This is a genomic window from Klebsiella sp. CN_Kp066 (genome assembly GCF_040065135.1).
Classification (GTDB): Bacteria; Pseudomonadota; Gammaproteobacteria; order Enterobacterales; family Enterobacteriaceae; genus Klebsiella; species Klebsiella oxytoca.
Map to the genome: position 1 here is coordinate 188,045 of NZ_JBEAIU010000001.1, position 23,787 is coordinate 211,831.

25 protein-coding genes are annotated in these 23,787 nt (G+C 54.7%); 5 read left to right on the plus strand and 20 right to left on the minus strand.

Features of this window, described 5'->3' with window-relative positions; all coding sequences use genetic code 11:
* Positions 1–42 precede the first annotated feature (42 nt).
* Positions 43–1,608 (plus strand): alkyl hydroperoxide reductase subunit F, encoded by a 1,566-nt coding sequence (gene ahpF, locus ABLV75_RS00795; protein WP_004100138.1) that lies wholly within the window; start codon positions 43–45, stop codon positions 1,606–1,608.
* A gap of 76 nt (positions 1,609–1,684) precedes the next feature.
* On the opposite strand, the gene uspG is transcribed toward ahpF, so the two are convergent.
* The 4 genes from uspG to dcuC form a co-directional block, all read right to left on the minus strand.
* Positions 1,685–2,113, minus strand: a complete 429-nt coding sequence (gene uspG, locus ABLV75_RS00800; protein WP_004100140.1) for a universal stress protein UspG — start codon at positions 2,111–2,113, stop codon at positions 1,685–1,687.
* A gap of 199 nt (positions 2,114–2,312) precedes the next feature.
* Entirely contained in the window at positions 2,313–2,723 is a 411-nt protein-coding gene (gene rnk / locus ABLV75_RS00805; protein ID WP_004100142.1) for a nucleoside diphosphate kinase regulator, read from the minus strand.
* 155 nt (positions 2,724–2,878) lie between these two features.
* Positions 2,879–3,673, minus strand: a complete 795-nt coding sequence (gene rna, locus ABLV75_RS00810; protein WP_004100143.1) for a ribonuclease I — start codon at positions 3,671–3,673, stop codon at positions 2,879–2,881.
* A 92-nt stretch (positions 3,674–3,765) separates the two neighbouring features.
* The gene (gene dcuC, locus ABLV75_RS00815) at positions 3,766–5,139 is read right to left on the minus strand and encodes an anaerobic C4-dicarboxylate transporter DcuC (RefSeq protein ID WP_004100144.1); all 1,374 of its coding nucleotides are present in this window, start codon (positions 5,137–5,139) and stop codon (positions 3,766–3,768) included.
* Between the two features lie 292 nt (positions 5,140–5,431).
* Between dcuC and pagP the strand changes: the two genes are divergently transcribed.
* On the plus strand, positions 5,432–6,007 hold the full coding sequence (gene pagP / locus ABLV75_RS00820; RefSeq protein ID WP_160887563.1) for a lipid IV(A) palmitoyltransferase PagP: 576 nt from the start codon (positions 5,432–5,434) through the stop codon (positions 6,005–6,007).
* Positions 6,008–6,202: 195 nt separating this feature from the next.
* Positions 6,203–6,412: a transcription antiterminator/RNA stability regulator CspE gene (gene cspE, locus ABLV75_RS00825; protein ID WP_004100146.1), complete on the plus strand. Its 210-nt coding sequence runs from the start codon at positions 6,203–6,205 to the stop codon at positions 6,410–6,412.
* Positions 6,413–6,469: 57 nt separating this feature from the next.
* On the opposite strand, the gene crcB is transcribed toward cspE, so the two are convergent.
* Positions 6,470–6,853: a fluoride efflux transporter CrcB gene (crcB, locus tag ABLV75_RS00830; protein WP_004100147.1), complete on the minus strand. Its 384-nt coding sequence runs from the start codon at positions 6,851–6,853 to the stop codon at positions 6,470–6,472.
* A 91-nt stretch (positions 6,854–6,944) separates the two neighbouring features.
* Here crcB and ABLV75_RS00835 point away from each other — a divergent pair, with 91 nt between their 5' ends.
* Both ABLV75_RS00835 and tatE read left to right on the plus strand, forming a co-directional pair.
* Positions 6,945–7,733 (plus strand): deaminated glutathione amidase, encoded by a 789-nt coding sequence (locus tag ABLV75_RS00835; RefSeq protein ID WP_004100148.1) that lies wholly within the window; start codon positions 6,945–6,947, stop codon positions 7,731–7,733.
* A gap of 127 nt (positions 7,734–7,860) precedes the next feature.
* Positions 7,861–8,064, plus strand: a complete 204-nt coding sequence (gene tatE / locus ABLV75_RS00840) for a twin-arginine translocase subunit TatE (RefSeq protein WP_004100149.1) — start codon at positions 7,861–7,863, stop codon at positions 8,062–8,064.
* 224 nt (positions 8,065–8,288) lie between these two features.
* On the opposite strand, the gene lipA is transcribed toward tatE, so the two are convergent.
* From lipA to leuS, 15 genes are all read right to left on the minus strand, one after another.
* Positions 8,289–9,254 (minus strand): lipoyl synthase, encoded by a 966-nt coding sequence (gene lipA, locus ABLV75_RS00845; protein WP_004100150.1) that lies wholly within the window; start codon positions 9,252–9,254, stop codon positions 8,289–8,291.
* 187 nt (positions 9,255–9,441) lie between these two features.
* The gene (locus tag ABLV75_RS00850) at positions 9,442–10,395 is read right to left on the minus strand and encodes a YbeF family transcriptional regulator (RefSeq protein WP_004100151.1); all 954 of its coding nucleotides are present in this window, start codon (positions 10,393–10,395) and stop codon (positions 9,442–9,444) included.
* A gap of 135 nt (positions 10,396–10,530) precedes the next feature.
* A complete protein-coding gene (gene lipB, locus ABLV75_RS00855) occupies positions 10,531–11,175 on the minus strand; it encodes a lipoyl(octanoyl) transferase LipB (protein ID WP_004100152.1) in 645 nt (214 codons plus the stop codon).
* 100 nt (positions 11,176–11,275) lie between these two features.
* Entirely contained in the window at positions 11,276–11,539 is a 264-nt protein-coding gene (ybeD, locus tag ABLV75_RS00860) for a DUF493 family protein YbeD (protein ID WP_004100153.1), read from the minus strand.
* Positions 11,540–11,645: 106 nt separating this feature from the next.
* Positions 11,646–12,845, minus strand: a complete 1,200-nt coding sequence (dacA, locus tag ABLV75_RS00865) for a D-alanyl-D-alanine carboxypeptidase DacA (protein WP_004100154.1) — start codon at positions 12,843–12,845, stop codon at positions 11,646–11,648.
* Positions 12,846–12,987: 142 nt separating this feature from the next.
* A complete protein-coding gene (rlpA, locus tag ABLV75_RS00870; RefSeq protein WP_004100155.1) occupies positions 12,988–14,088 on the minus strand; it encodes an endolytic peptidoglycan transglycosylase RlpA in 1,101 nt (366 codons plus the stop codon).
* 10 nt (positions 14,089–14,098) lie between these two features.
* On the minus strand, positions 14,099–15,211 hold the full coding sequence (gene mrdB / locus ABLV75_RS00875; protein ID WP_004100156.1) for a peptidoglycan glycosyltransferase MrdB: 1,113 nt from the start codon (positions 15,209–15,211) through the stop codon (positions 14,099–14,101).
* Positions 15,211–17,112, minus strand: coding sequence for a peptidoglycan DD-transpeptidase MrdA (gene mrdA, locus ABLV75_RS00880; protein WP_004100158.1), 1,902 nt, complete (start codon positions 17,110–17,112; stop codon positions 15,211–15,213). The genes mrdB and mrdA overlap by 1 nt, the downstream gene beginning before the upstream one ends.
* A 27-nt stretch (positions 17,113–17,139) precedes the next feature.
* The gene (gene rlmH / locus ABLV75_RS00885) at positions 17,140–17,607 is read right to left on the minus strand and encodes a 23S rRNA (pseudouridine(1915)-N(3))-methyltransferase RlmH (protein WP_004100160.1); all 468 of its coding nucleotides are present in this window, start codon (positions 17,605–17,607) and stop codon (positions 17,140–17,142) included.
* 3 nt (positions 17,608–17,610) lie between these two features.
* Positions 17,611–17,928, minus strand: coding sequence for a ribosome silencing factor (gene rsfS / locus ABLV75_RS00890; RefSeq protein ID WP_004100162.1), 318 nt, complete (start codon positions 17,926–17,928; stop codon positions 17,611–17,613).
* A 222-nt stretch (positions 17,929–18,150) separates the two neighbouring features.
* Positions 18,151–18,780, minus strand: a complete 630-nt coding sequence (locus tag ABLV75_RS00895) for an adenosylcobalamin/alpha-ribazole phosphatase (RefSeq protein ID WP_004100164.1) — start codon at positions 18,778–18,780, stop codon at positions 18,151–18,153.
* A gap of 46 nt (positions 18,781–18,826) precedes the next feature.
* The gene (nadD, locus tag ABLV75_RS00900) at positions 18,827–19,477 is read right to left on the minus strand and encodes a nicotinate-nucleotide adenylyltransferase (RefSeq protein ID WP_004100166.1); all 651 of its coding nucleotides are present in this window, start codon (positions 19,475–19,477) and stop codon (positions 18,827–18,829) included.
* Positions 19,470–20,501, minus strand: a complete 1,032-nt coding sequence (gene holA, locus ABLV75_RS00905) for a DNA polymerase III subunit delta (RefSeq protein ID WP_004100167.1) — start codon at positions 20,499–20,501, stop codon at positions 19,470–19,472. The genes nadD and holA overlap by 8 nt, the downstream gene beginning before the upstream one ends.
* Positions 20,501–21,082, minus strand: coding sequence for an LPS assembly lipoprotein LptE (lptE, locus tag ABLV75_RS00910; RefSeq protein WP_004100169.1), 582 nt, complete (start codon positions 21,080–21,082; stop codon positions 20,501–20,503). The genes holA and lptE overlap by 1 nt, the downstream gene beginning before the upstream one ends.
* Positions 21,083–21,096: 14 nt before the next feature.
* Entirely contained in the window at positions 21,097–23,679 is a 2,583-nt protein-coding gene (gene leuS / locus ABLV75_RS00915) for a leucine--tRNA ligase (protein WP_004100172.1), read from the minus strand.
* Between the last annotated feature and the right edge of the window lie 108 nt (positions 23,680–23,787).

Sequence of the window (23,787 nt, forward strand, 5' to 3'; positions counted from 1 at the left end):
GAGGCCGCTTGCATGATGATGTTTTAAGCCCAGGAGATAAAAATGCTCGACACCAACATGAAAACCCAGCTCAAGGCCTATCTTGAGAAGCTGACCAAACCTGTTGAGCTGATTGCCACGCTGGATGACGGCGCTAAATCGGCAGAAATCAGGGAACTGCTGGCTGAAATTGCTGAACTGTCAGATAAAGTCACCTTCAAAGAAGATAACGGCCTGGCGGTGCGTAAGCCGTCATTCCTCATTACCAACCCAGGCTCCAGCCAGGGGCCGCGCTTTGCCGGCTCTCCGCTGGGACATGAATTCACCTCTTTAGTTCTGGCTCTGCTGTGGACCGGCGGCCATCCGTCAAAAGAAGCCCAGAGCCTGCTGGAGCAGATCCGCAATATCGACGGTGATTTTGAATTTGAAACCTACTATTCACTTTCATGTCATAACTGCCCGGATGTGGTTCAGGCGTTGAACCTGATGGCGGTACTGAACCCGCGTATCAAGCACACGGCGATTGACGGCGGCACTTATCAGAATGAAATCACCGAACGCAACGTGATGGGCGTACCGGCGGTATTCATGAACGGTAAAGAGTTTGGCCAGGGTCGCATGACGCTGACTGAAATTGTGGCCAAAGTGGATACCGGTGCGGAAAAACGTGCGGCGGAAGAGCTGAATAAACGTGAATCCTATGATGTCTTAATCGTCGGCTCAGGCCCGTCAGGCGCAGCGGCTGCCGTTTACTCAGCGCGTAAAGGCATTCGTACCGGTCTGATGGGTGAACGCTTCGGCGGCCAGGTGCTGGATACTGTTGATATCGAAAACTATATTTCGGTACCGAAGACCGAAGGTCAGAAACTGGCTGGCGCATTAAAAGCGCACGTCAGCGAATACGATGTTGATGTTATTGATTCTCAAAGCGCTTCCAGGCTGATTCCTGCGACGGTTGAAGGCGGATTGCACCAGATTGAAACCGCCTCCGGCGCGGTGCTGAAAGCGCGTAGCGTTATCATTGCCACCGGTGCGAAATGGCGTAACATGAACGTTCCAGGTGAAGATCAGTATCGCACGAAGGGCGTAACCTACTGTCCGCACTGCGACGGCCCGCTGTTTAAAGGTAAGCGCGTGGCGGTTATCGGCGGCGGTAACTCCGGTGTGGAAGCGGCCATCGACCTGGCAGGCGTTGTTGAACATGTAACGCTGCTTGAATTCGCGCCGGAAATGAAGGCCGACCAGGTTCTGCAGGATAAAGTCCGCAGCCTGAAGAACGTCGATATTATCCTCAATGCCCAGACCACAGAAGTGGTGGGCGACGGCAGTAAAGTGACCGGCCTGCAGTATCGTGACCGCGTGAGCGGCGATGAGCATCACGTCGCGCTGGCGGGGATCTTCGTACAGATTGGCCTGCTGCCGAATACCAACTGGCTGGAAGGAGCGATTGAGCGCAACCGCATGGGTGAAATCATCATTGATGCGAAATGTGAAACTAACGTGAAGGGCGTCTTCGCGGCGGGGGACTGCACAACCGTACCGTACAAGCAGATTATTATCGCTACCGGCGAAGGTGCAAAAGCGTCTCTGAGCGCGTTTGATTATCTGATCCGCACTAAAACGGCATAATTCATAATAAAGTAAGACCGAACCTGCACAGCAAAGAGGCTACCCCTGGGTAGCCTCTTTTTTTAGCTCTCTGACGCTATCTCACCACCATCACCGGAATATGCGCATGGCGGATCACGCTTGAGGCATTGGAGCCGAGCAGATGCGTGCTGATAGACGGATTACGCGAGCCTATCACCACTACGTCGGCTTTAATTTCATTGGCCAGTTCATTGACCATATCGCGCACGTTGCCAAAGCGAACGTGCATTTTGATTCGCGACGGGTCAATGCTGAAATGCCCGGCCATTGTTTTCAGGCGCGTTTCTGCTTCATGCTGCAAATGCTCTTCAAAGCGGCGCAGATCGGCGGTAAACCGGCTCATGGTAAAGCTTGATGAACCGGGCAGTACGTGGAGAAGATGGATAACCCCGTCCTGCTGGGCTAAAAACTCCGCATGGCGAACGGCTTTATCGCTTAACTCCATTTCAAAGACATCAACGGGCATAATGATTGTTTTATACATATGCATTCCTCCTTGTTCGTCTGCTTTTATATCAACACATTATAGGAAAATATTGTGCCATTCAGGTCGCAAAATTGTCAGATCGGTTAGAGGGTGGCGTAAAAGTTTGTCAAAAGAGAGGCGTAGAGGAGAAGGTGCAGAAAGAGGATGTAGCGACATCCTCTGGATAAAGCGCGAAACGCTTCAGGCAGCGGGGAGATTAACGGTGAAAATCGCCTGCGGCCTCCGGCTGGTATAGCAGTTCCAGCACTTCAAGATGCGTTGAGGTGCCGCCGGGCAACTCCCAGTGAATGGCGCTGCCGACCTTGAGCCCCAGCAACGCTGCGCCAACCGGCGCCATAACCGAGAGCTGGGTGGCGCTATCGGTCACCTGAGCCGGGAAAACCAGCGTGCGGATGCGCTCTTCGCCGGTGGTTAAATCGCGGAATCTCACCTGGCTATTCATGCTGACAACATCATGCGGCATGGCTTCCGGAGCCAGCATCTGCGCGCGGTCAAGCTCGTCGTTCAGTGCGCCCGCTACCGGCGAGTTAGCGAATGCCGGTTGTTCCAGCAGCCTGTCGATGCGTTCTGCATCCAGTTCATTAATGATGATTGCGGGTCTGGTCATCTCATACTCCATGTTATCCAGGAACCTGTCCGTAAAAGAAAACCCTCACCGAAAATGGCAAGGGTTAATGTTCTCTCATCATACTGAGACTTGCGGATGGTTTGAAGTGATTAAACGCACATTCATCAACGAACAATAGTTAAACCGTATGAAACTTAGCCGGCTTTATCCAGCAGAAATTGTTTACCGCAGTTCCCGGGATGAGGCTGAGGTAAGAATGAATTTACCGAGAGAGGCGCGTTGATGGCCGCCGCTTTGATGGAAATTTGCATCTCGGTCAGATAGGCGGGATTGCCGTTACAGGTTAACTTGAAAGCCTTAACGTTCTGATTTCCATAGGCCTCTGCGACCGCGGCGTTGAAATCATCCCGGCTAACGGTCTGCCCATAGTGTCTGGCCAGGAAACGACCAAGGGGGCTTTGTTTAATCTCGCCGTTCAGGCGCACCATGGTGCCGAAATAACTGTCAGGATCGAAACCAAAACAAACCCCGTGCTTGGCGTATTCATAACGCTCAAGACATGAATTGCCGCCGGATCCCGGCATCACGCCGTTAAGCTTATTCGCCATTTCCAGCGAAAGGCCGGTTTCAGCCGCCCGACATTTTTGCCCGGCTTTCGCTTCAGGCATATTGGGAACAGGGCGGGTCGCGCAGCCAAAACGCATCCAGCGGCGTTCGTCCACTCCGCGCGCGGCGATAGATTTGGGCAGGCCTGGCCACAAGCCGTGAACGGTGAGAAAATCGGCTTTGTTGTCTGGTTCCTGCTGCAGGCGGCACTCTTCCGGCTCGCTGCGGTTTCGGTCCTGCATACTCTGGCAAAACCCCGTTTGCCAGGAGAGGGCCAGCACGTAGCGATCGAAATCGCCGTATTGCGTTGCGATCAGCGGATCGGCGCTGACCTGAGAAGCGCTTAGCAAAAGAGCGAGAGCGACGAAATCCTTCCTGAACATTTTTATTCCTGATGACGAATGGTCATTAATAACTTTGAGTTATTAAAGCATAAAAAAGGCGCCAGCAGGCGCCTTTTCACACGGTTTCAGCGTTAGCGGATTGCGCTACCGGGAACGAGGACTTCGGTGGCGATAATAACCACTAATAAACCAACCAGTACCGGGACAGAGGTGCGTTTCACCACTTCGAACGGCGAAATTTTTGCCATACCGGCCACGGCGACCACGACGCCGGAGACCGGAGAAATGGTTCGGCCAAGGTTAGACGCCTGCAGCATCGGGATCGAAAGATAAGCCGGGTTAATGCCGGACGAGTGCGCCAGCTTCGGGATCATCTCAACGAAAGCATAGAAGGGGGCATTACCAGAGCCTGTGGTCATCGCCGCCAGCATGGTCAGAATGACCAGTACCAGCATCAGAATAATACTGGCGGAGCCGAAAGAAGTTGCAATGGAGATCAGGCCGTTAATAAAGCCAATGGTGCTCAGCCCCTGCGCAAAGACGCCAGCGGCGACCAGCAGCATCACCACACCGGCAAAGGCGTCGGCCATCCCGCGATATGCCGCTTCCAGCCCATTAAACACATTTTTAGTATTAAAGCCGCGGCAGAATTCCAGAACTGCCGCCAGCAGCATGCAGAGTACGAGGATGGTAATGATGTGCAGCTCCGGACCCCATTTGCCATCAAAAATCAGCACCCCGATTATCGGCGTAAACGGCAGGATGGCGTAGAAAGAAGGGGCGGTGGTGGTGATCTCGTTCACATCAAGCATTTCATGCGCGACGTTTTCCTTCTTATCCAGATAGCGCTGCCAGAAGAAGTGAGCAATCGCCATGCTGATAATCGCCACGATAGAGATAGGCAGCGTGGTTTTAAAGGCAAAGTCAATCAGCGGCATTTCGGCGGCTTTGGCGGCCAGCACGACGTCGCCGGAAGTCGGGGAGAGAATAATCGCCGCCGGGGAGGCGCAGATTGCGGCGGCGGCGCCGCGGCTGATACCAACGTTGACCATGACCGGGAACAGCGTGGCCATCAGCAGGACGCCCAGGCCGGTGGCTGAGGAAACAGCCAGCGACATCAGGCAGGCCACGAAATAAGCAGCGATCATAAGTAGATAAGGGGAGTTAATATAGCGCAGCGGTTTTGAGGCCAGTTTGACGACCATATCGTTGGCGCCAATATGCGTCATATAGGTGGCGAAACCGCAGAGCATCATGATCATCATGCCGAGGTCGCCGCCGCGGCTCATGAGCAGTATCTTAATATACTCAACGATATCGGTAGCAGAGTAGCCGGTGCTCTTTGCGTCGCCAGGTAAAATCTTATGCCCCATTAGCGCGCTGGCGATGAGTAATACTAAGCCACCGACGAACAGCACTCCGGTGGCGGAATAACCTTTAATGATATAGCGGGCGACGCCCACAATGACCACAATCCCAATCAGGATCTCTACTAGCGTAAGCATTCTTAAACCCCTAAACCATTAACCCAAAGAATCTACTGATAAATAAAGCGAAGGAAAAATTTAGTGAGGGAATGTGCCTAAAAAACGGGCAAAACTCGCTGATGCAAATCAATAAATCGATGAGAATCCCTGGATGGTTGGGCTTTACTGGCGTAACCGGCAAAACCGCGCGGAGAGTTTTTCAGATTTTTTGTAGCGGGCAAATCAAGAGTTTGCCTAATTTCGTTAAGGAAGTATTAAGCTTATCCTTGCTATTTTAACCCGCTCAAAAAATGATACTGGTAAGAGAAAAGTGTTAATGCATCGTCGATTTATAGGTTTTTTTCTTGGGTGCCTGGGTCTGCTGCTGTCGTCTACTTCTGCTAACGCTTCGTTCAGCTCGACGCTTCGCGATGGTTACAACACGCTGACTGATAACGTTGCGCAGACCTGGAATGAGCCTGAGCACTACGATCTTTATATCCCTGCGGTGACCTGGCATGCGCGTTTTGCCTATGACAAGGAGAAAACCGACAGGTACAACGAGCGCCCCTGGGGTGCCGGTTTTGGCGTTTCACGCTGGGATGATAAAGGGAACTGGCATGGCATCTATCTGATGGCTTTTAAGGATTCTTATAATAAGTGGGAGCCCATCGGCGGCTATGGCTGGGAGAAGACCTGGCGACCTTTGGCAGATGATAATTTCCATCTTGGCTTAGGCTATACGCTCGGTGTCACGGCGCGTGACAACTGGAAATATATCCCGATCCCGGTAGTGCTGCCTTTGGCTTCCATCGGCTACGGCCCGGCCACCTTCCAGATGACCTATATTCCCGGCACCTATAACAACGGAAACGTTTACTTCGCATGGGCACGCATTCAGTTTTGAGGCGATTTTCCATAGCAATAAAAGAGATAAGCAGGCTGTCTTGAGGAAAAACAAAGACTAATGTGAACCCTGCCCAAAAAGATAGAGACTTTTATCACTTTTTAGCAAAGTTGCGCTGGACAAAAGGTACCACAATTGGTGTACTGATACCCGACACAGTATTAGTGTCGATTTTTTCATATAAAGGTAATTTTGATGTCTAAGATTAAAGGTAACGTTAAGTGGTTTAATGAGTCCAAAGGATTCGGTTTCATTACTCCGGAAGATGGCAGCAAAGATGTATTCGTACATTTCTCTGCAATCCAGTCCAACGGTTTCAAAACTCTGGCTGAAGGTCAGCGCGTAGAGTTCGAAATCACTAACGGTGCCAAAGGCCCTTCTGCTGCAAACGTAATGCCTATCTAAGCAACGCGTCAGCAGAATATAAAAACCCGCTCTCAGCGGGTTTTTTTTTGCCTGCGTCTAGCGGCTGGCGGCTTGCGAAAACAGCCAGAACGCAGCGGCCGTCATGGCAAATGAACCTAACAGATTGACGAAAACGTTCAGCAGCGCCCAGCTAACGCGCCCCTGCTGCAGCAAAAACACCACTTCAGCGGAAAATGTGGAGAAGGTGGTCAACCCGCCGCAAAAGCCGGTAGTGATGAGTAGCTTCCACATCGGATCGACGTCCGTCAGGCGATTAAACCAGGCCAGACCGGCCCCGATAATAAATGCCCCTAGCAGGTTAGCGGTGAGAGTACCAATGGGGATAGCATGGTGCATGGGGTTAAACTTCATACCCAGCCACCAGCGCAAAACGCTGCCGGTGCCGCCGCCAAGAAATACAGCCAAAAGGAGTTGCAACACGATTGTTCTCTGCTTATTGATTGCGACTAAACTTCGAGTGTAGCGCGCGAAATACCTTGCTGGCTATGAATTACCTGACGGGAGAGAAAAGATGCTTGTTGCTGCCGGACAATTTGCCGTAACGCCGGACTGGACGGTCAATGCTCAGACCTGCGTGAGCATGATGCGTCAGGCAGGGGAGCGCGGAGCAACGCTTCTGGTGCTACCCGAGGCGTTGCTGGCGCGAAACGACGCCGATGCGGATTTATCAGTCAAGTCCGCCCAGCAGCTGGACGGCGGTTTTTTACAGCTTCTGCTGGCGGAAAGCGAAAACAGTCCCTTGACGACGGTGCTGACCCTGCACGTGCCGTCTGCAGAAGGGCGGGCAACGAATACGCTGGTGGCGTTACGTCACGGGAAAATTATTGCGCAATATCAGAAACTGCATTTGTATGATGCTTTCAATATTCAGGAATCCCGGCTGGTCGATGCCGGTCAGCAAATTCCGCCGCTCATTGAGGTCGACGGGATGCGAGTCGGGTTAATGACCTGTTACGATTTACGCTTTCCTGAGCTGGCGCTATCCTTAGCGCTCAGCGGCGCGCAGCTTATTGTCCTGCCCGCCGCGTGGGTAAAAGGGCCGCTGAAAGAGCATCACTGGGCGACTCTGCTGGCGGCACGGGCGCTGGATACCACCTGCTATATTGTCGCTGCGGGGGAGTGCGGAACGCGTAATATTGGTCAGAGTCGAATTGTCGATCCTTTAGGAACGACGATTGCCGGGGCAGGGGAGCAGCCGCAGCTGATTTTCGCGGAGCTTTCAACCGATTATATTCAGCAGGTAAGAGAGCGCCTGCCGGTGCTGCAGAATCGTCGCTTTGCGCCACCGCAATTATTATGACGTTTTTTTAAACAAGGCTTGATTCACCTTGTTACAGATTGCTATTGTGTCCGCGCGTCAAATAGCCGTTAATTGTATGCGTGTATGATGGCGTATTCGCAGCTTGTATTAGAGAAGAAGGTTAGCTATGGGTGAGATTAGTATTACCAAACTGCTGGTAGTCGCAGCGCTGATTATCCTGGTGTTTGGTACCAAAAAGTTACGCACGCTGGGTGGAGACCTGGGCTCGGCTATCAAAGGCTTCAAAAAAGCCATGAGCGATGACGATGATAGTGCGAAAAAGACCAGTGCCGAAGAGGCTCCGGCGCAGAAGCTCTCTCATAAAGAGTAATTCGCGACGAGTTTCCCGCTGAAGGAGGCTCGCTACCGACGGGGAAACCGCGTCGGCAAAGAGGCCGCAGCGATAGCGCTGCGGCCTCTTTTTGTCATCTGCACGGATTTTGCTTAAAAAGATGCAACTAACTGTTACCGCGTTGGGTTTTATTATTGGCGAGCAAAATGAGTGGCAGGAAAGACCGCTGCGCTACAAATATAACGCCGCGGTCGCAACAGGAATTACTTCACTTCCATACCTTTGGCCTGCAGGTCGGCATGATAGGACGAACGAACAAAGGGTCCGCAGGCGGCGTGGGTAAAGCCCATTGCCATCGCTTCGGCTTTCATCTCTTCGAATTCATCCGGGCTCACGTAGCGCTGTACCGGCAGGTGGTGGCGGCTCGGCTGCAGATACTGGCCTAAAGTCAGCATCGTCACGCCGTGGCGGCGCAGATCGCGCATGACTTCAATGATTTCAGCATTCGTTTCGCCTAAACCCACCATCAGTCCCGATTTCGTCGGGATCTCCGGGTGCGCTTCTTTAAAGCGCTCCAGCAGCTTCAGGGACCAGTTGTAGTCGGCGCCAGGGCGAACCTGACGATAGAGGCGCGGAACGTTTTCCAGGTTATGGTTAAACACGTCCGGCGGCGTGGCCTGGAGGATCTCCAGCGCACGATCCATACGGCCGCGGAAGTCCGGCACCAGAGTTTCAATTTTGATCGTCGGGCTTTTTTCACGAATCGCGCTGATGCAGTCGGCAAAATGCTGAGCGCCGCCATCGCGCAGATCGTCGCGGTCCACGGAGGTTACAACCACATAGCGCAGCGCCATATCGGCGATGGTTTGCGCCAGCTTTTGCGGCTCGTTGGCGTCCGGCGTTATCGGGCGTCCGTGGGCAACATCGCAGAATGGGCAACGGCGGGTACAGATGGCGCCCAGGATCATAAAGGTCGCCGTTCCGTGGTTAAAACATTCCGCGAGGTTAGGGCAAGAGGCTTCTTCGCACACGGAGTGCAGGCCGTTCTTACGCATCGCTGCCTTGATCCCCTGGATACGGGACGAGTCAGCCGGAAGTTTGATTTTCATCCATTCCGGTTTTCTGAGCAGAGCTTCACGCTCAGTTGCCACGTTTTTCACCGGGATAAGGGCCATTTTATCGGCATCGCGGTATTTAACACCGCGTTCCATCACAATGGGTTTACTCATAGCGTGCGTGTTCCAGTTGCGAGTGACGAAGGAAAGCGAATCAATTCAAGTAAATGTTGCATTTATCAACTATTTTTGAATTAAACGCAGGCAGTATATCATTGATACGGGGCATAAAGCAGCCTGCTTGCCGGGCAAATTGTAAAATAGTTGTTCTTTTATGCTTTTCCCACACGTGCCTTATCGACTAGAAAGCCTGACGAATTGTCCCGACGATCTCTTTCAACAAGGGTTCCTGCGCGCTGAGCTTGTTATAGTGCAACGCAATATCAATTTTTTCTTCGCGCAGAGGGGCGAAGTCGATCATTTTCAAAGGCCATATTCTGTCAACCAGAGAAAACATCCCGGAAGTTATCAGCCCCAGCATATCGCTTTCGCTGACCAGCGCCGCCTGAGTTAACAGATTGTAGCTACTAAAACCGCAGCGGCGTTCGCCGAGGTGTTCCTGCAGGCGACGCAGGATGGTGGTGTAGCGCTGCCCCTCTGGCTGCAGCAGAGCGAATTCATATTGACTAAGATTATCTGCGGTTGCAGGCAAGGCGAGAGCCGGATGTCCTGCCCGGCAGAAGATGTGCACGCTGTCCTGGTAAAGCACATGGTGCGTAATCGTCTGCCCGCTGTGGGGATAGCTGTCGATAAGCAGGTCCACCTGACGCTGGTTTAGCTGACTGACTGCGTCGTTGATAGCGATATTGTGCAGCAGTATCTGGGGAAAGACGGCCCGCAGTTTTTGGGTGATAACCGGCATGATTAACGCGCCAATAGCCGGGGAAGTGGCAATCGTTATCACCCGCTCCCGCTGCGTATTGCCGGTGAGATCCAGCGCGTTGAGAAACGCCTCCATCCCCTGACTAATATGCTTATGCAGATGCGTAGCGTAGGCCGTGGGGGTCACGCCCTGTCCCTTACGAATAAATAGCGGGTCAGGGAAGAGCGCGCGCAGCTTGTTGATTGACTGGCTTATCGCCGACGGCGTGATATTGAGTACCTTTGCCGCGTTAACGATGCCTTTATGGACGTAAACCGCTTCAAAAATAGTGAGTAAATTGAGGTCTATCGTACGCAGAATGCGAAACATCTGCCGACCGTGGCGATCGTCAAGCCGATCGCCTGATTCTGCCTGAGAGTTATTGTCGTCCACTCTTTATTTCCGCTAGTGATAATTAGCACCATTATAGCGGTCACATTTATTTTATTAGTGATGATAGATTGCAAATAAAAGGCTTAATCCGGCCCGAGGAAAAACGAGACGTCCCGCGGCAACGGGACGTGATGGCTAACGGGATAAAATGTATTCCGAGGGCGGATCGTTCAGGAGCGCCAGCAGATGAGCGACCAGACGTGGCGATACGTTTTCCGGCTGGGCATCTGGCTGCCACTGACGCATCTGCGTCATCTCCATTCCGGCATAGCCGCAGGGGTTAATTCTCAGGAACGGCGACAGATCCATGTTGATATTTAGCGCCAGGCCGTGGAATGAGCAACCTCTACGAATGCGCAGACCCAGAGAGCAGATTTTCCGATCGCCCACGTAGACGCCGGGAGCATCGGCGCGCGGGTGTGATTCGATGTCATATTCCGCCAGGGTGTTCACGACGGTTTGCTCCAGAAGCGTGACCAGCTCGCGCACCCCCAGCTTACGGCGTTTCAGGTTCAGCAGAACGTACATCACCTGCTGGCCGGGACCGTGATAGGTGACCTGCCCCCCGCGATCGCTCTGAATCACCGGGATTTCGCCGGGAACGAGAACATGTTCGGCTTTGCCTGCCTGCCCCTGAGTGAATACGGGATGGTGCTCTACCAGCCAGATTTCATCCAGCGTAGTCTCGTCGCGGGTGTCGGTAAACTCGTGCATTGCCTGCGAGACAGGTTCGTAAGGTTGCAGGCCGAGCTGGCGGATGAGAATTTTATTGTGCTGCAAAACAACGTCTCCGCAGAGAGAGAATGATTTGAGTGGGGAAGTATATCACAGCGAGAAAGCGAGAATGACCCGGCGTGGACGCCGGGTCAGGGGAAGAGATTTACAGCACCATCCGAACGATTTCAATATTGCCCAGCTCTTCGTAGAGGGTTTCTACCTGCTCAATATGGGTTGCATTGATGGTAATAGAGACAGAGTGGTAGTTGCCTTTGCTGCTGGGTTTTACCGTCGGAGAGTAATCACCTGGTGCATGGCGCTGTACCACTTCAACCACCTGGTCAACCAGCTCCGGCAACGCCTGTCCCATTACTTTGTAAGTAAATGGGGTAGGGAATTCAAGCAGTTCGTTAAGTTTGGTTTTCATGTCAGCTCCGGTGTTACAACAAAAAATAATAACTCCCACGACGTGTGGGAGTTATCAGGATATCTAGTATATGGGGATGTAAATCACACTTTCAAGCGTTCGGTTTTTAACCAAACCAGTGATGGAACATTAATTTAATGTAATCAATGATTTTACCGAAGAAATTGCCTTCCGGGATTTCCTGCAGGACCACCAGCGGACGCTGATCGATGGTTTTGCCATCAAGCTGGAAGTTAATGGTGCCCACAACCTGGTTTTTCTGCAGCGGCGCGTGCAGCTCGGCATTATTCAGCACGTAGCTGGCTTTCAGATCTTTCATCCGACCGCGAGGAATCGTCAGATAAACGTCTTTATCCACGCCGAGAGAGGCGCGATCGCTATCGCCGAACCAGGCAGGTTCAGAGGCGAATTCTTTACCGGCTTTAATCGGGTTAACGGTTTCAAAGAAGCGAAAGCCCCAGGTCAGCAGCTTTTTGCTTTCGGACTCGCGTCCTTTATAGGTACGACCGCCCATCACGGCGGAGATGAGGCGCATCTGGCCTTCAGTTGCCGATGCCACGAGGTTGTAGCCCGCTTTATCCGTGTGGCCGGTTTTAATGCCGTCGACGTTGAGGCTGTTATCCCACAGCAGGCCGTTGCGGTTGAGCTGACGAATACCGTTGAAGGTAAACTCTTTCTCTTTGTAGATGGTGTATTCGTTTGGAACATCGCGAATCAGCGCCTGGCCAATCAGCGCCATGTCGCGCGCTGAGCTGAACTGACCATCGGCATCCAGGCCGTGAACGGTCTGGAAATGGGTGTTCTTCAGGCCCAGCGCGTTAACGTAGTTGTTCATCAGGCTGACGAAGGCGTCCTGGCTACCGGCGACGTAGTCGGCCATCGCCACGCAGGCATCGTTGCCCGACTGCAGGTTGATACCGCGGATCAGCTGGGATACCGGCACCTGCATACCCGGTTTGAGGAACATCAGCGAAGAACCTTTGAACACCGGATTACCGGTTGCCCACGCGTCGTTGCCTACGGTGACCAGGTCGGACTCTTTAAATTTGCCCGCTTTCATGGCCTGACCAATGACATAGCTGGTCATCATTTTAGTCAGGCTTGCCGGGTCGCGACGGGAGTCAGCGTTGTTTTCCGCCAGCACTTTGCCTGAGTTGTAATCGATAAGAATCCAGGATTCGGCGTCAATCTGCGGGGCGCCTGGGATCATAGTTTTGATATTCAGGTCATCGGCGCGGGCAGCGGAGGACAGCGCTGCCACGGAGAGCGCCGTAACGAGTAAACGAGCGGTAAAAGAGGTCTTCATGGTCTGAACAACGGCATCCGTGATGGAGTTAAAAAAAGTGCCTTACTATAACAAATGCACTACGAACCAGCATCCGACATTGCATACGACTTTGTTAATGACTTTGTCATACGCAATGAACCGGGCGGCTGGACCAATGCCTTTAGTTGGCGCGAGTTATAAATGATTGCAGCTGAGCTTCGCTTTGCAGGCGCTGTTGGATCGTGCTGGCCTCCGCTTTGCTGCTGAATGGGCCAAGCTGAATACGCCATACCGCGCCGTTTTGCATGACGCGGCCCGGAACGGAAAATTGCTGACTCAGACGCTGCTGGTACTGTTGCGCACGGGACTGGTCGCTGACGGCGCCGACCTGTACGACGAAATCGCCGTTGGCGCTTGCCGCTGCGGCTGGCGTCACTGCTGCGGTCGCGACGGCGGCGGGCGCTACGCTTCCCTGAACAGAACCCGGCGCGGTAACCGGCGCGGTTTGCACCACGGGCTCGCTGCCTTCCAGCACACCGTTATTCAGCGGCGTCGGCGCGCCGAGAAAACCGCCGCTGTTGACCGGTGCGCCGGTGCTATCCTCCGGCTTCAGCGTTGCGTTGCTGATGGCGTGCACGTCAGTTGGCGCGGGTTGCCCCATCGCCGCGCTGCCGTCGCCGTCAAGATTCGGGCGCGCCGGCAGGGCGTAGGTCTGTTTGGCCACCGTCGTACATGCCATGCCCGGCCCGGAAAGCGAGCCGTCCGGTGCGACGATGATAGGGTCGATACGTACTTTGGTATTATTTGATGTATTCAGACGATCGGCTGAGGCGCGCGACAGTGAGATCACGCGATCGTTACCGTAAGGCCCGCGATCGTTGATGCGGACGACGATCATGCGGCCGTTCGCCAGGTTGGTGATCCGCGCGTAGCTTGGGATCGGCAGCGTAGGATGGGCTGCGGTGAGCTGCGTAGGATCGAACGCTTCTCCCGATGCGGTCAGATTGCTGTTGGGCTCGGCGTCATAGATAGCGGCGAAACCGGCCTGGGTAAAGTTGGACGGATCCTGAACGATTTTGTAGCTTTTGCCGTCGCGTTCATAATCCTGATTCGCCGTGGCGTTAGGCGTTTCGTACTGCGGATCGGCGCCGCTAATCTCCACCGTTGGGCCATTGCAAACGGCCGGCTGTGGAGTGCTGACCGTTTTCTGTTGAACGTCTTCACCCGAACATGCCGCCAGCAGCCCTGCTGCTATGCAGATCCCCAGCCATTGCTTACGCATCGCGAACCCCTTACACGCTTTTCGACAACATTTTTCTGTGAGTATGGATCGACATGACGATACCAAACCCGGCCATCAATACGATTAGGGCAGAGCCCCCGTAGCTGACCAGCGGCAAAGGTACCCCCACCACCGGTAAAATACCACTTACCATACCAATATTTACGAAGACATAAACGAATAAAATCAACATTAAACCACCGGCCATCACTCGGCCAAAGGTGGTTTGCGCCTGGGCGGCGATCCAGAGTCCGCGCATGATAAGCAGTATATACAGCGCCAGCAGGATCAGTACGCCAATCAGCCCCAGTTCTTCCGCCAGTACCGCAAAGATAAAGTCGGTATGGCGTTCTGGCAGAAACTCCAGCTGCGACTGGGTACCGTGCAGCCAGCCTTTACCGCGCAACCCGCCGGAACCGATAGCGATCTTTGACTGAATAATGTGGTAACCCGCGCCGAGCGGATCGGTTTCCGGGTCGAGCAGCATCATTACGCGCTGGCGCTGATAGTCATGCATCAGGAAGAACCAGAGGATTGGAATAAAGGCGGCGACCAGCACCACCGCAATACCAATCAGACGCCAGCTCAGGCCAGAGAGAAACAGGACAAACAGACCGGACAGGGCGACCAGAATCGAGGTTCCGAGGTCAGGCTGCGCGGCGACCAGCAGCGTGGGCAGGAAAATCAGCACCAGCGCAATGGCGGTATTTTTCAGCGATGGCGGACACACGTCGCGGTTGATAAAGCGCGCCACCATCAGCGGTACGGCTATTTTAGCGATTTCCGACGGCTGGAAGCGAACGATGCCGAGATCCAGCCAGCGCTGCGCCCCTTTGGAAATGGCGCCGAAGGCATCAACCGCCACCAGCAGAATAATACAGAAAATATAGAGATAGGGCGCCCAGCCTTCATAGACCCGCGGCGGGATTTGCGCCATGACGATCATAATAACAATCCCCATAGCGATCTGGCCGATTTTACGCTCCATCATGCCCATATCCTGACCGCTGGCGCTCCAGATAACCAGCGCGCTGTAGGTCAGCAGCGCCAGCAGGATAAGCAGCATGGTGGGATCGAGGTGGATTTTATCCCATAGCGATTTTTTGTTCGGATTATCAGTCATTATTGATCCTCCCCAGCCGTTACCGCCGGATTTTCAGTCGGCAGATTGGTGTTGTTATCGCCCAGCATTATATGATCGAGAATCTGACGCATAATGGTACCGACTGCCGGACCTGCGCCGCCGTTCTCAAGAATAATGGCTACGGCAACCTGGGGGTTGTTGTAAGGGGCAAACGCCGTCATCAGTTTATGGTCACGCAGGCGTTCGGCGATTCTGTGTGCGTTATAGGTCTCATTGGCTTTCAGGCCAAAGACCTGGGCGGTACCCGACTTGGCCGCGATTTTATACGGTGCGCTGGCAAAGTATTTATGCGCGGTACCGTTGCCTCGGTTGGCTACGCCATACATCCCGTCTTTAGCGATTTCCCAAAAACCAGAGTGAATGTCTCCGACCGGCGGTTCATGCGGCTGAACCCAGGGAACCGGTTTACCGTCTTCCACCGTGCTTTGCAGCAGATGCGGTACTTTAACTACTCCGTCGTTAATCAGGATCATCAGCGCCTTGTTCATCTGAATAGGCGTTGCGGTCCAGTAGCCCTGACCGATCCCGACTGGAATGGTATCGCCCTGGTACCACGGTTTCTTGAAGCGCTTGAGCTTCCATTCGCGAGTCGGCATATTACCGGAGCGCTCTTCCGCCAGGTCAACGCCGGTATAGTGGCCGTAGCCAAATTTACCCATCCACTCAGACAGGCGGTCGATGCCCATATCATAGGCAACCTGATAGAAGTAGGTATCGGCGGACTCTTCCAGCGCTTTGGTGACATTCAGATGGCCGTGGCCCCACTTTTTCCAGTCACGGTAGCGTTTTTCCGAGCCGGGAAGCTGCCACCAGCCGGGGTCAAACAGGCTGGTGTTGCGGGTTATGACCCCGGCGCTGAGCGCTGAGACCGCAACGTATGGCTTAACCGTCGAAGCCGGCGGGTAAACGCCCTGGGTCGCGCGGTTGACCAGCGGCGTATTAGGATCGTTGAGGAGTCCGGAGTAATCCTTGCTGGAAATACCGTCAACGAACAGATTAGGGTCGTAGCTTGGCGTCGAAACCAGCGCGAGGATAGCGCCGGTTCGCGGGTCCGTGACGACGACCGCCGCGCGGCTGCCGGCGAGCAGGGTTTCAATATACTGCTGGAGCTTAAGGTCGAGCGTTAAATAGATATCGCGCCCGGCCTGCGGGGGCACCTCTTTGAGCTGACGAATCACGCGGCCGCGGTTGTTCACTTCAACCTCTTCATAGCCGGTTTGCCCGTGCAGGACATCTTCGTAGTAGCGTTCGATCCCCAGCTTGCCGATATCGTGCGTGGAGGCGTAATTAGCCAGCTTGCCCTCTTTATCCAGGCGATCGACGTCTTTATCGTTAATTTTAGAGACATAGCCGATAACGTGGGTCAGGGCGGAGTTATAGGGATAGTAGCGGCGCTTGTAGCCCTTAACTTCCACCCCGGGAAAGCGGTACTGGTTGACCGCGAAACGGGCAACCTGCACTTCGCTGAGGTTAACTTTGACCGGAATGGAGGTAAAACGATGCGAGCGGGCGCGCTCTTTTTTAAAGTTCGCCACATCGTCATCGGTGAGATCGATAACGTCGCGCAGCGCATCCAGCGTTTGCTGAACGTTGTCGACCTTCTCCGGCATCATCTCCAGCTGGTAAATCGTGCGGTTAAGCGCCAGCGGCGTGCCGTTGCGATCGTAGATAATGCCGCGGCTCGGCGGAATCGGGACCAGTTTAATGCGGTTTTCGTTTGAACGCGTTTGATAGTCGGTATAACGCACAATCTGCACGTTATAAAGGTTGGCGATCAGTACGCCGGTAAGCAGCAAAATCCCCAAAAAAGCGACCAGCGCCCGGCGCACGAACAGCGAGGATTCAGCCGAATAGTCGCGGAAAGAATTCTGTAATTTCATTCGCTGCTTAGTCTACCCTGGTCATCATTACTCACGGTGGTAAGGGTGGTTGGTGGTAATGCTCCACGCCCGATACAGACTCTCGGCCACCAGTACGCGAACCAGCGGGTGAGGTAGGGTGAGCGTTGAGAGCGACCAACTTTGTTCCGCCGCCGCTTTGCAGGCGGGTGAAAGGCCTTCCGGGCCGCCGATAAGCAGGCTGACGTCGCGGCCATCCTGTTTCCAGCGTTCCAGTTCGCGCGCCAGCTGCGGCGTATCCCACGGTTTCCCCGGAATATCCAGGGTGACTATGCGGTTTTTGCCTGCTGCCGCCAGCATCATTTCGCCCTCTTTTTCAAGAATGCGTTTGATGTCGGCGTTTTTGCCGCGTTTACCGGCGGGGATTTCCACCAGTTCGAACGGCATATCCTTTGGAAAACGGCGCAGATATTCACTAAAGCCGGTCTGAACCCAGTCCGGCATTTTGGTGCCAACGGCTACCAGGTGCAGCTTCACGCGTTAACTCCAGAGTTTTTCCAGCTCGTACAGACGACGGCTCTCTTCCTGCATGACGTGAACCATAACGTCGCCGAGATCGACCACGATCCAGTCCGCGGCGGCTTCGCCTTCAACGCCCAGCGGCAGCATCCCGGCGGCGCGAGACTCCTGCACGACGTGGTCAGCGATGGACATAACATGGCGCGTGGAAGTACCTGTGCAGATGACCATGCAATCTGTAATGCTGGATTTGCCATGAACGTCAATGGCAACGATGTCCTGACCTTTCAGGTCATCAATTTTGTCGATAACAAAATCCTGGAGTGCTTTACCCTGCAAGAGTTCCCCCTGGGTGTGTGAAGAGTGAAAAACAATAAACAGCCTGACAGTATACCCGAACTGTTGGCAAAGTCGGGATAAATGTCGATAAACGGGCGGTGAAGGCGGCTATCATCCCATCCATCGCCGATGATTGCATCGCCATTTTTGTAAAACAATTTCTGCAAAGTTCAAATGGCGGATACAGCCTGGCTGCGGAGAATAGCAGCCTGCTTTGCACTGTCAATGGTCTGCGCGCAATTCTTCTTCCGCCAGCCAAACGGCCCGGCTATTTAGCACCCGCAGAGTGGTGAATTCAGGCTGGAGATCGATCAGGCTCCACGCACCATGCTCGATGGGAAAGTGCCACATCGCCGAAGCCGGCATGTGCAGAAGATGAGCGATTAACAGGCTCAGAACCCCCTGGTGACCGACGATCAGCAGATGATTAAGTTCCTGACACTGAGAGAGGGTGGCAGTAAAGCGGCAAACGCGCTCGGAAAAGGCCTGAAAGCCCTCTCCGTTGGTAGGCGCCGCATGCTGCCAGTCGGCGCACCAGGCGGCGTAGTTTTCAGCATCTTCCTGCTGCAAATCGCGATGGTGGCGCATTTCCCAGTCGCCGAAGAACATTTCATTGAGCTCAGCGAAGGTATGACGGGGGATGCTCCGTTCCCCCAGCAGCAGGCTGGCCGTGCGCTGGGTGCGCTCAAGCTCACTACAAAACACGCGCTCAAACGGAACGGCATGCAGACGCTGTCCGAGCGTTTGGGCCTGTCTGATTCCACGTTTCGTTAACGCAGTGGGGGCATGCCCGCTGTAGAGGCCTGCGACGTTGGCCTCGGTTTCACCATGCCGAACTAACCATAATTTCATGATGACCCTCTCGAAAGGCGTCTCTGAGACCGTCCTGGCTGCCAGGCTAGCAGTAAAGCTTTTGCTGGTGGATATACTCAAGCACGCTTTCCGGCATCATGTCCGCGCAGGACTCGCCTGCTTCCAGACGCTGGCGAATAAGGGTTGCTGAGATATCAAACCACGGCGTTTCGGCCAGGTAGATAACGCCTGCCGGGGCGCTATGCAGCCGCTCGACGTCATGGGTGAGATACTTGTCCAGCCACTGCTGATCCTGCTCGCACGCCATCGTCAGCGGGTAGCCGGGGCGTCGGCAGACGATCAAATGAACGTTATCAAGGATGCTGGCATAGTCGTGCCAGGAGGTAAAAGTCAGCAGCGAATCCTGGCCTATGATAAACGCCAGCGGCCGTCCCGGACCCTGCTCCTGGCGCCACTCGCGCAGGGTCTGCGCAGAATAGGACGGCGTGTCGCGCCTAAGTTCACGATCGTCGAGGATAAACAGCGGCTTATCGGCGATAGCCAGTTCCAGCATATGCCGTCGCTGGTCGCTGGTCGCTTCGGGCTGCGGGCGATGCGGCGGCACGTTGTTAGGCACAATGGTAACGCGATTGAGGCCGATTTGGTTGGCCAGAATTTCCACCGGTTTGAGGTGACCGTAATGCACCGGATCGAAGGTGCCGCCGTACATCGCCTGTAACTGAGTCATATCAACCATCAATAAAAACGTCTGCCAGCGCTTTATGGCAGAGCAACAAAGAGAGACTTTCCAGCTCGGGCCAGACGGAGTGCCCGTAATCCTGCTTAAAGGTGAGCTCGGCGCGGGTCAACAACGTGACGGCCTGGCGCAGCTGGTCGGCGCTCAGGCGGGCCAGCGCGTCGCTGACCAGCTGGCGTCGGTTTTGCCACACCCGATGCTTGTCAAACAGGGTACGCAGCGGCGTATGGGCTGATTGCCGCTTCAGGTTGACCAGCAGCAGCAGTTCACGCTGTAGGGTGCGCAGCAGGATAGCCGGTTCACTGCCTTCCAGCCGCAGCTGTTGCAAAACGTGCAGGACGCGTTTGCTTTTACCCGCCAGCAGCGCATCAACCCAATGATAAGGCGTGAAATGCGCGGCGTCGTTGACAGCCTGCTCAACGCGCGGCAGGGTCAGTTTACCGTCCGGCCATAGTAGCGACAGGCGCTCCAGAGCCTGCGCCAGCGCCAGCAGATTGCCTTCATAGCAGTAGCACAGTAGCTGGCTGGCTGCGTCATCAAGCTGCAGATGATGCTGCTTTGCGCGCGCGGCAAGCCAGCGCGGCAGCTGGGCATATTCCGGCGTCTGACAGCTAACCTGAACGGCACGGCTGGCAAGAGCGGCGATCCACGCGGCGTTCTCCTGGGCTTTCGTCAGCTTATTGCCGCGCACGATCAGCAGAAGATCGTCATGCAGCATGCTGACAAGCGTGGCGAGCTGTTCGTTGATTGCCGCATTGGGGCCGTTCTCCGGCAGGATCAGCAGCAGCGTCTGGCGGCTGGCAAACAGGCTCATCGCCTGACTGAGGGAGAAAAGGGCAGACCAGTCGGTGCTGGCATCAATGCTGGCGGTATGGTGTTCGATAGAGCCCTGGGCGGCAGCGGCTTCGCGGATGGCGTCCTGGCTTTCCTGCAACAGCAGCGGGTCGTTGCCAAGCAGCAGATAGGCCGCGCGCAGCCCTTCAGTGAGCTGCGCGCGGAGCTGTTCCGGGTACAACCGAATCATCAGTTACCCAGCGTGGTGGAGACGCGATTGCCGGAGGTGGAAGCGGCGTTCACCGGCTTCTCATCCTCTTTGGTGGCTTCGACATCCGCAACGTGTACGCTCGGCAGCTTACGGATCAGCTGTTCGGCTGCTTTGTCGTACATTTCCTGAATGATCATGTCCTGCTCGGCATCTTTCGCTAACGCCGCCTGCGGGTTATCGAAGAACGAACGGTAGACTTTGGTCGTGATGGGATAGATATCATGACCAGGGATCAGGACGCTGGCATTCACCGTCATCACCATCTGATATTCAGCAGTACGGCCATCCTGGAAAATAGATGCCGTGTCTTTCTGAATGGACGATGACTCCAGACGCAGGGAAGGGATATCCTTGCGCAGCGTACTGGCATCAACCAGCTCGACGCCGTTCAGGCGCAGCTGATTACGGACAGCGCGACTTAATGGACCATTTGGATCGCCCGACTGGAAGATCATGGTTTTCATTGCGGTCGGAACCTGCGTAGTACTACGCAGGTGCCAGCCACAACCGGCGGTGATTAACACCGCCAGAGTTAACAACAATGTTGCCAGATATCGCACGCTTCCTCCCGCGCTTAGCCAACGACCAGATTGAGCAGTTTACCCGGAACGTAGATCACTTTACGCACGGTCACACCGTCGAGATATTTCGCGACCAGATGCTCCTGAGCCGCACGCTCGCGCACCTGCTCTTCGGTTGCATCTACCGCAACGGTAATTTTACCACGAACTTTACCATTTACCTGGACGACAACCAGCGTGGTGTCTTCAACCATAGCGCTTTCGTCCGCAACCGGCCACGGCGTGTTGTCAATATCGCCTTCGCCGCCCAGCTCCTGCCACAGGGTAAAGCTCGCGTGCGGGGTGAACGGGTTGAGCATGCGAACGACCGCCAGCAGAGCCTCACGCATCAGCGCGCGATCCTGTTCGCTTTCCTGCGGCGCTTTCGCCAGCTTGTTCATCAGCTCCATAATCGCCGCGATCGCGGTATTGAAGGTCTGACGGCGGCCGATATCATCGGTCACTTTAGCGATCGTTTTGTGTACGTCGCGGCGCAGCGCTTTTTGATCTTCGCTGAGGCTGGCAACGTCCAGCGCGGCAACTTCACCCTGCATGGTATGCTCGTAAACCAGTTTCCAGACGCGTTTCAGGAAGCGGTTGGCCCCTTCCACGCCGGACTCCTGCCACTCCAGCGTCATGTCAGCCGGCGAGGCGAACATCATAAACAGACGCACGGTGTCGGCGCCGTAACGTTGAACCATGACCTGCGGGTCGATGCCGTTGTTTTTCGACTTGGACATCTTGCTCATGCCGGTATAGACCAGCTCATGGCCTTCAGCATCTCTCGCCTTCGCAATGCGGCCTTTCTCATCGCGCTCAACGATCGCATCAACCGGAGAGACCCAGTTACGCTCGCCGTTCGCGCCAACGTAGTAGAAGGCATCCGCCAGCACCATGCCCTGGCAAAGCAGCTGTTTTGCCGGTTCGTCAGAGTTAACCATGCCCGCGTCGCGCATCAGCTTGTGGAAGAAGCGGAAGTACAGCAGGTGCATGATGGCGTGTTCGATACCGCCGATATAAATATCCACCGGCAGCCAGTAGTTCGCCGCTTCCGGGTCCAGCATGCCCTGGTCGTACTGCGGGCAGGTATAGCGCGCGTAGTACCAGGAGGATTCCATGAAGGTATCAAAGGTATCGGTTTCACGCAGCGCCGGCTGGCCGTTTACGGTGGTTTTCGCCCACTCAGGATCGGCTTTAATGGGGCTGGTGATGCCGTCCATGACCACATCTTCCGGCAGAATTACCGGCAGCTGATCTTCCGGAGTCGGCATTACGGTACCGTCTTCCAGCGTCACCATTGGAATCGGCGCGCCCCAGTAGCGCTGACGGGAAACGCCCCAGTCGCGCAGGCGGTAGTTCACTTTACGTTCGCCGACGCCAAGTGAAGCCAGCTTATCGGCGATGGCGTTAAAGCCAGCTTCGTGATCCAGACCATCGAATTCGCCAGAGTTGAACAGCACGCCTTTTTCGGTCAGCGCCTGTTCGGAGAGATCCGGTTCGGAACCGTCGGCGGCCAGAATGACCGGCTTGATCTTCAGACCGTATTTACTGGCAAACTCGTAGTCGCGCTGATCGTGACCCGGAACGGCCATTACCGCGCCGGTGCCGTACTCCATCAGGACAAAGTTTGCCGCCCAGACCGGGATCGCTTCACCGGTCAGTGGATGAATCGCTTTATAACCGGTATCGACGCCTTTTTTCTCCATAGTTGCCATTTCGGCTTCGGCAACTTTGGTATTGCGGCATTCGTCGATAAACGTCGCCAGCGCGGGGTTATTGGCTGCTGCCTGCTGCGCCAGCGGGTGACCCGCCGCCACGGCCAGATAGGTACAGCCCATAAAGGTGTCCGGGCGGGTGGTGTAGACGGTCAGCTTGTCGGCGTAGTCGTTAACATCAAAGGAGATTTCGACGCCTTCGGAGCGGCCAATCCAGTTACGCTGCATGGTCTTCACGGTATCCGGCCAGTGATCCAGGTTATCCAGATCGTTCAGCAGCTCGTCAGCGTAGGCGGTGATTTTAATAAACCACTGCGGGATCTCTTTACGCTCAACTTTGGTATCGCAGCGCCAGCAGCAGCCGTCGATAACCTGCTCGTTCGCCAGAACGGTCTGGTCGTTCGGGCACCAGTTCACCGCGGAGGTTTTTTTGTAGACCAGGCCTTTTTTATACAGCTCGGTGAAGAACTTCTGCTCCCAGCGGTAGTATTCCGGGGTGCAGGTCGCCACTTCGCGGCTCCAGTCATAGCCAAAGCCCAGCTTTTTCAGCTGATTCTTCATGTAGGCGATATTGTCGTAGGTCCACGGTGCCGGAGCTGTGTTGTTTTTCACCGCCGCGCCTTCCGCAGGCAGGCCAAACGCATCCCAGCCGATAGGCTGCAGTACGTTCTTGCCTAACATGCGCTGGTAACGGGAAATCACGTCGCCAATGGTGTAGTTGCGCACGTGGCCCATGTGTAGTCGACCAGAAGGATAGGGAAGCATCGACAGGCAGTAATACTTCTCTTTACTCTCGTCTTCGGTAACTTCAAAGGTACGCTTCTCGTCCCAGTGTTGCTGGACTTTTGATTCTATCTCTTCCGGGCGGTATTGCTCTTGCATGGCAGCCAGTGGTCCTGTTTTCAATACAGCTACAAAATGTAGCCAATGGATGTGTTATTTCAGATCGGCATAGCATAGCCCAAACGCCAACGTCAAAACAGCCTTTCA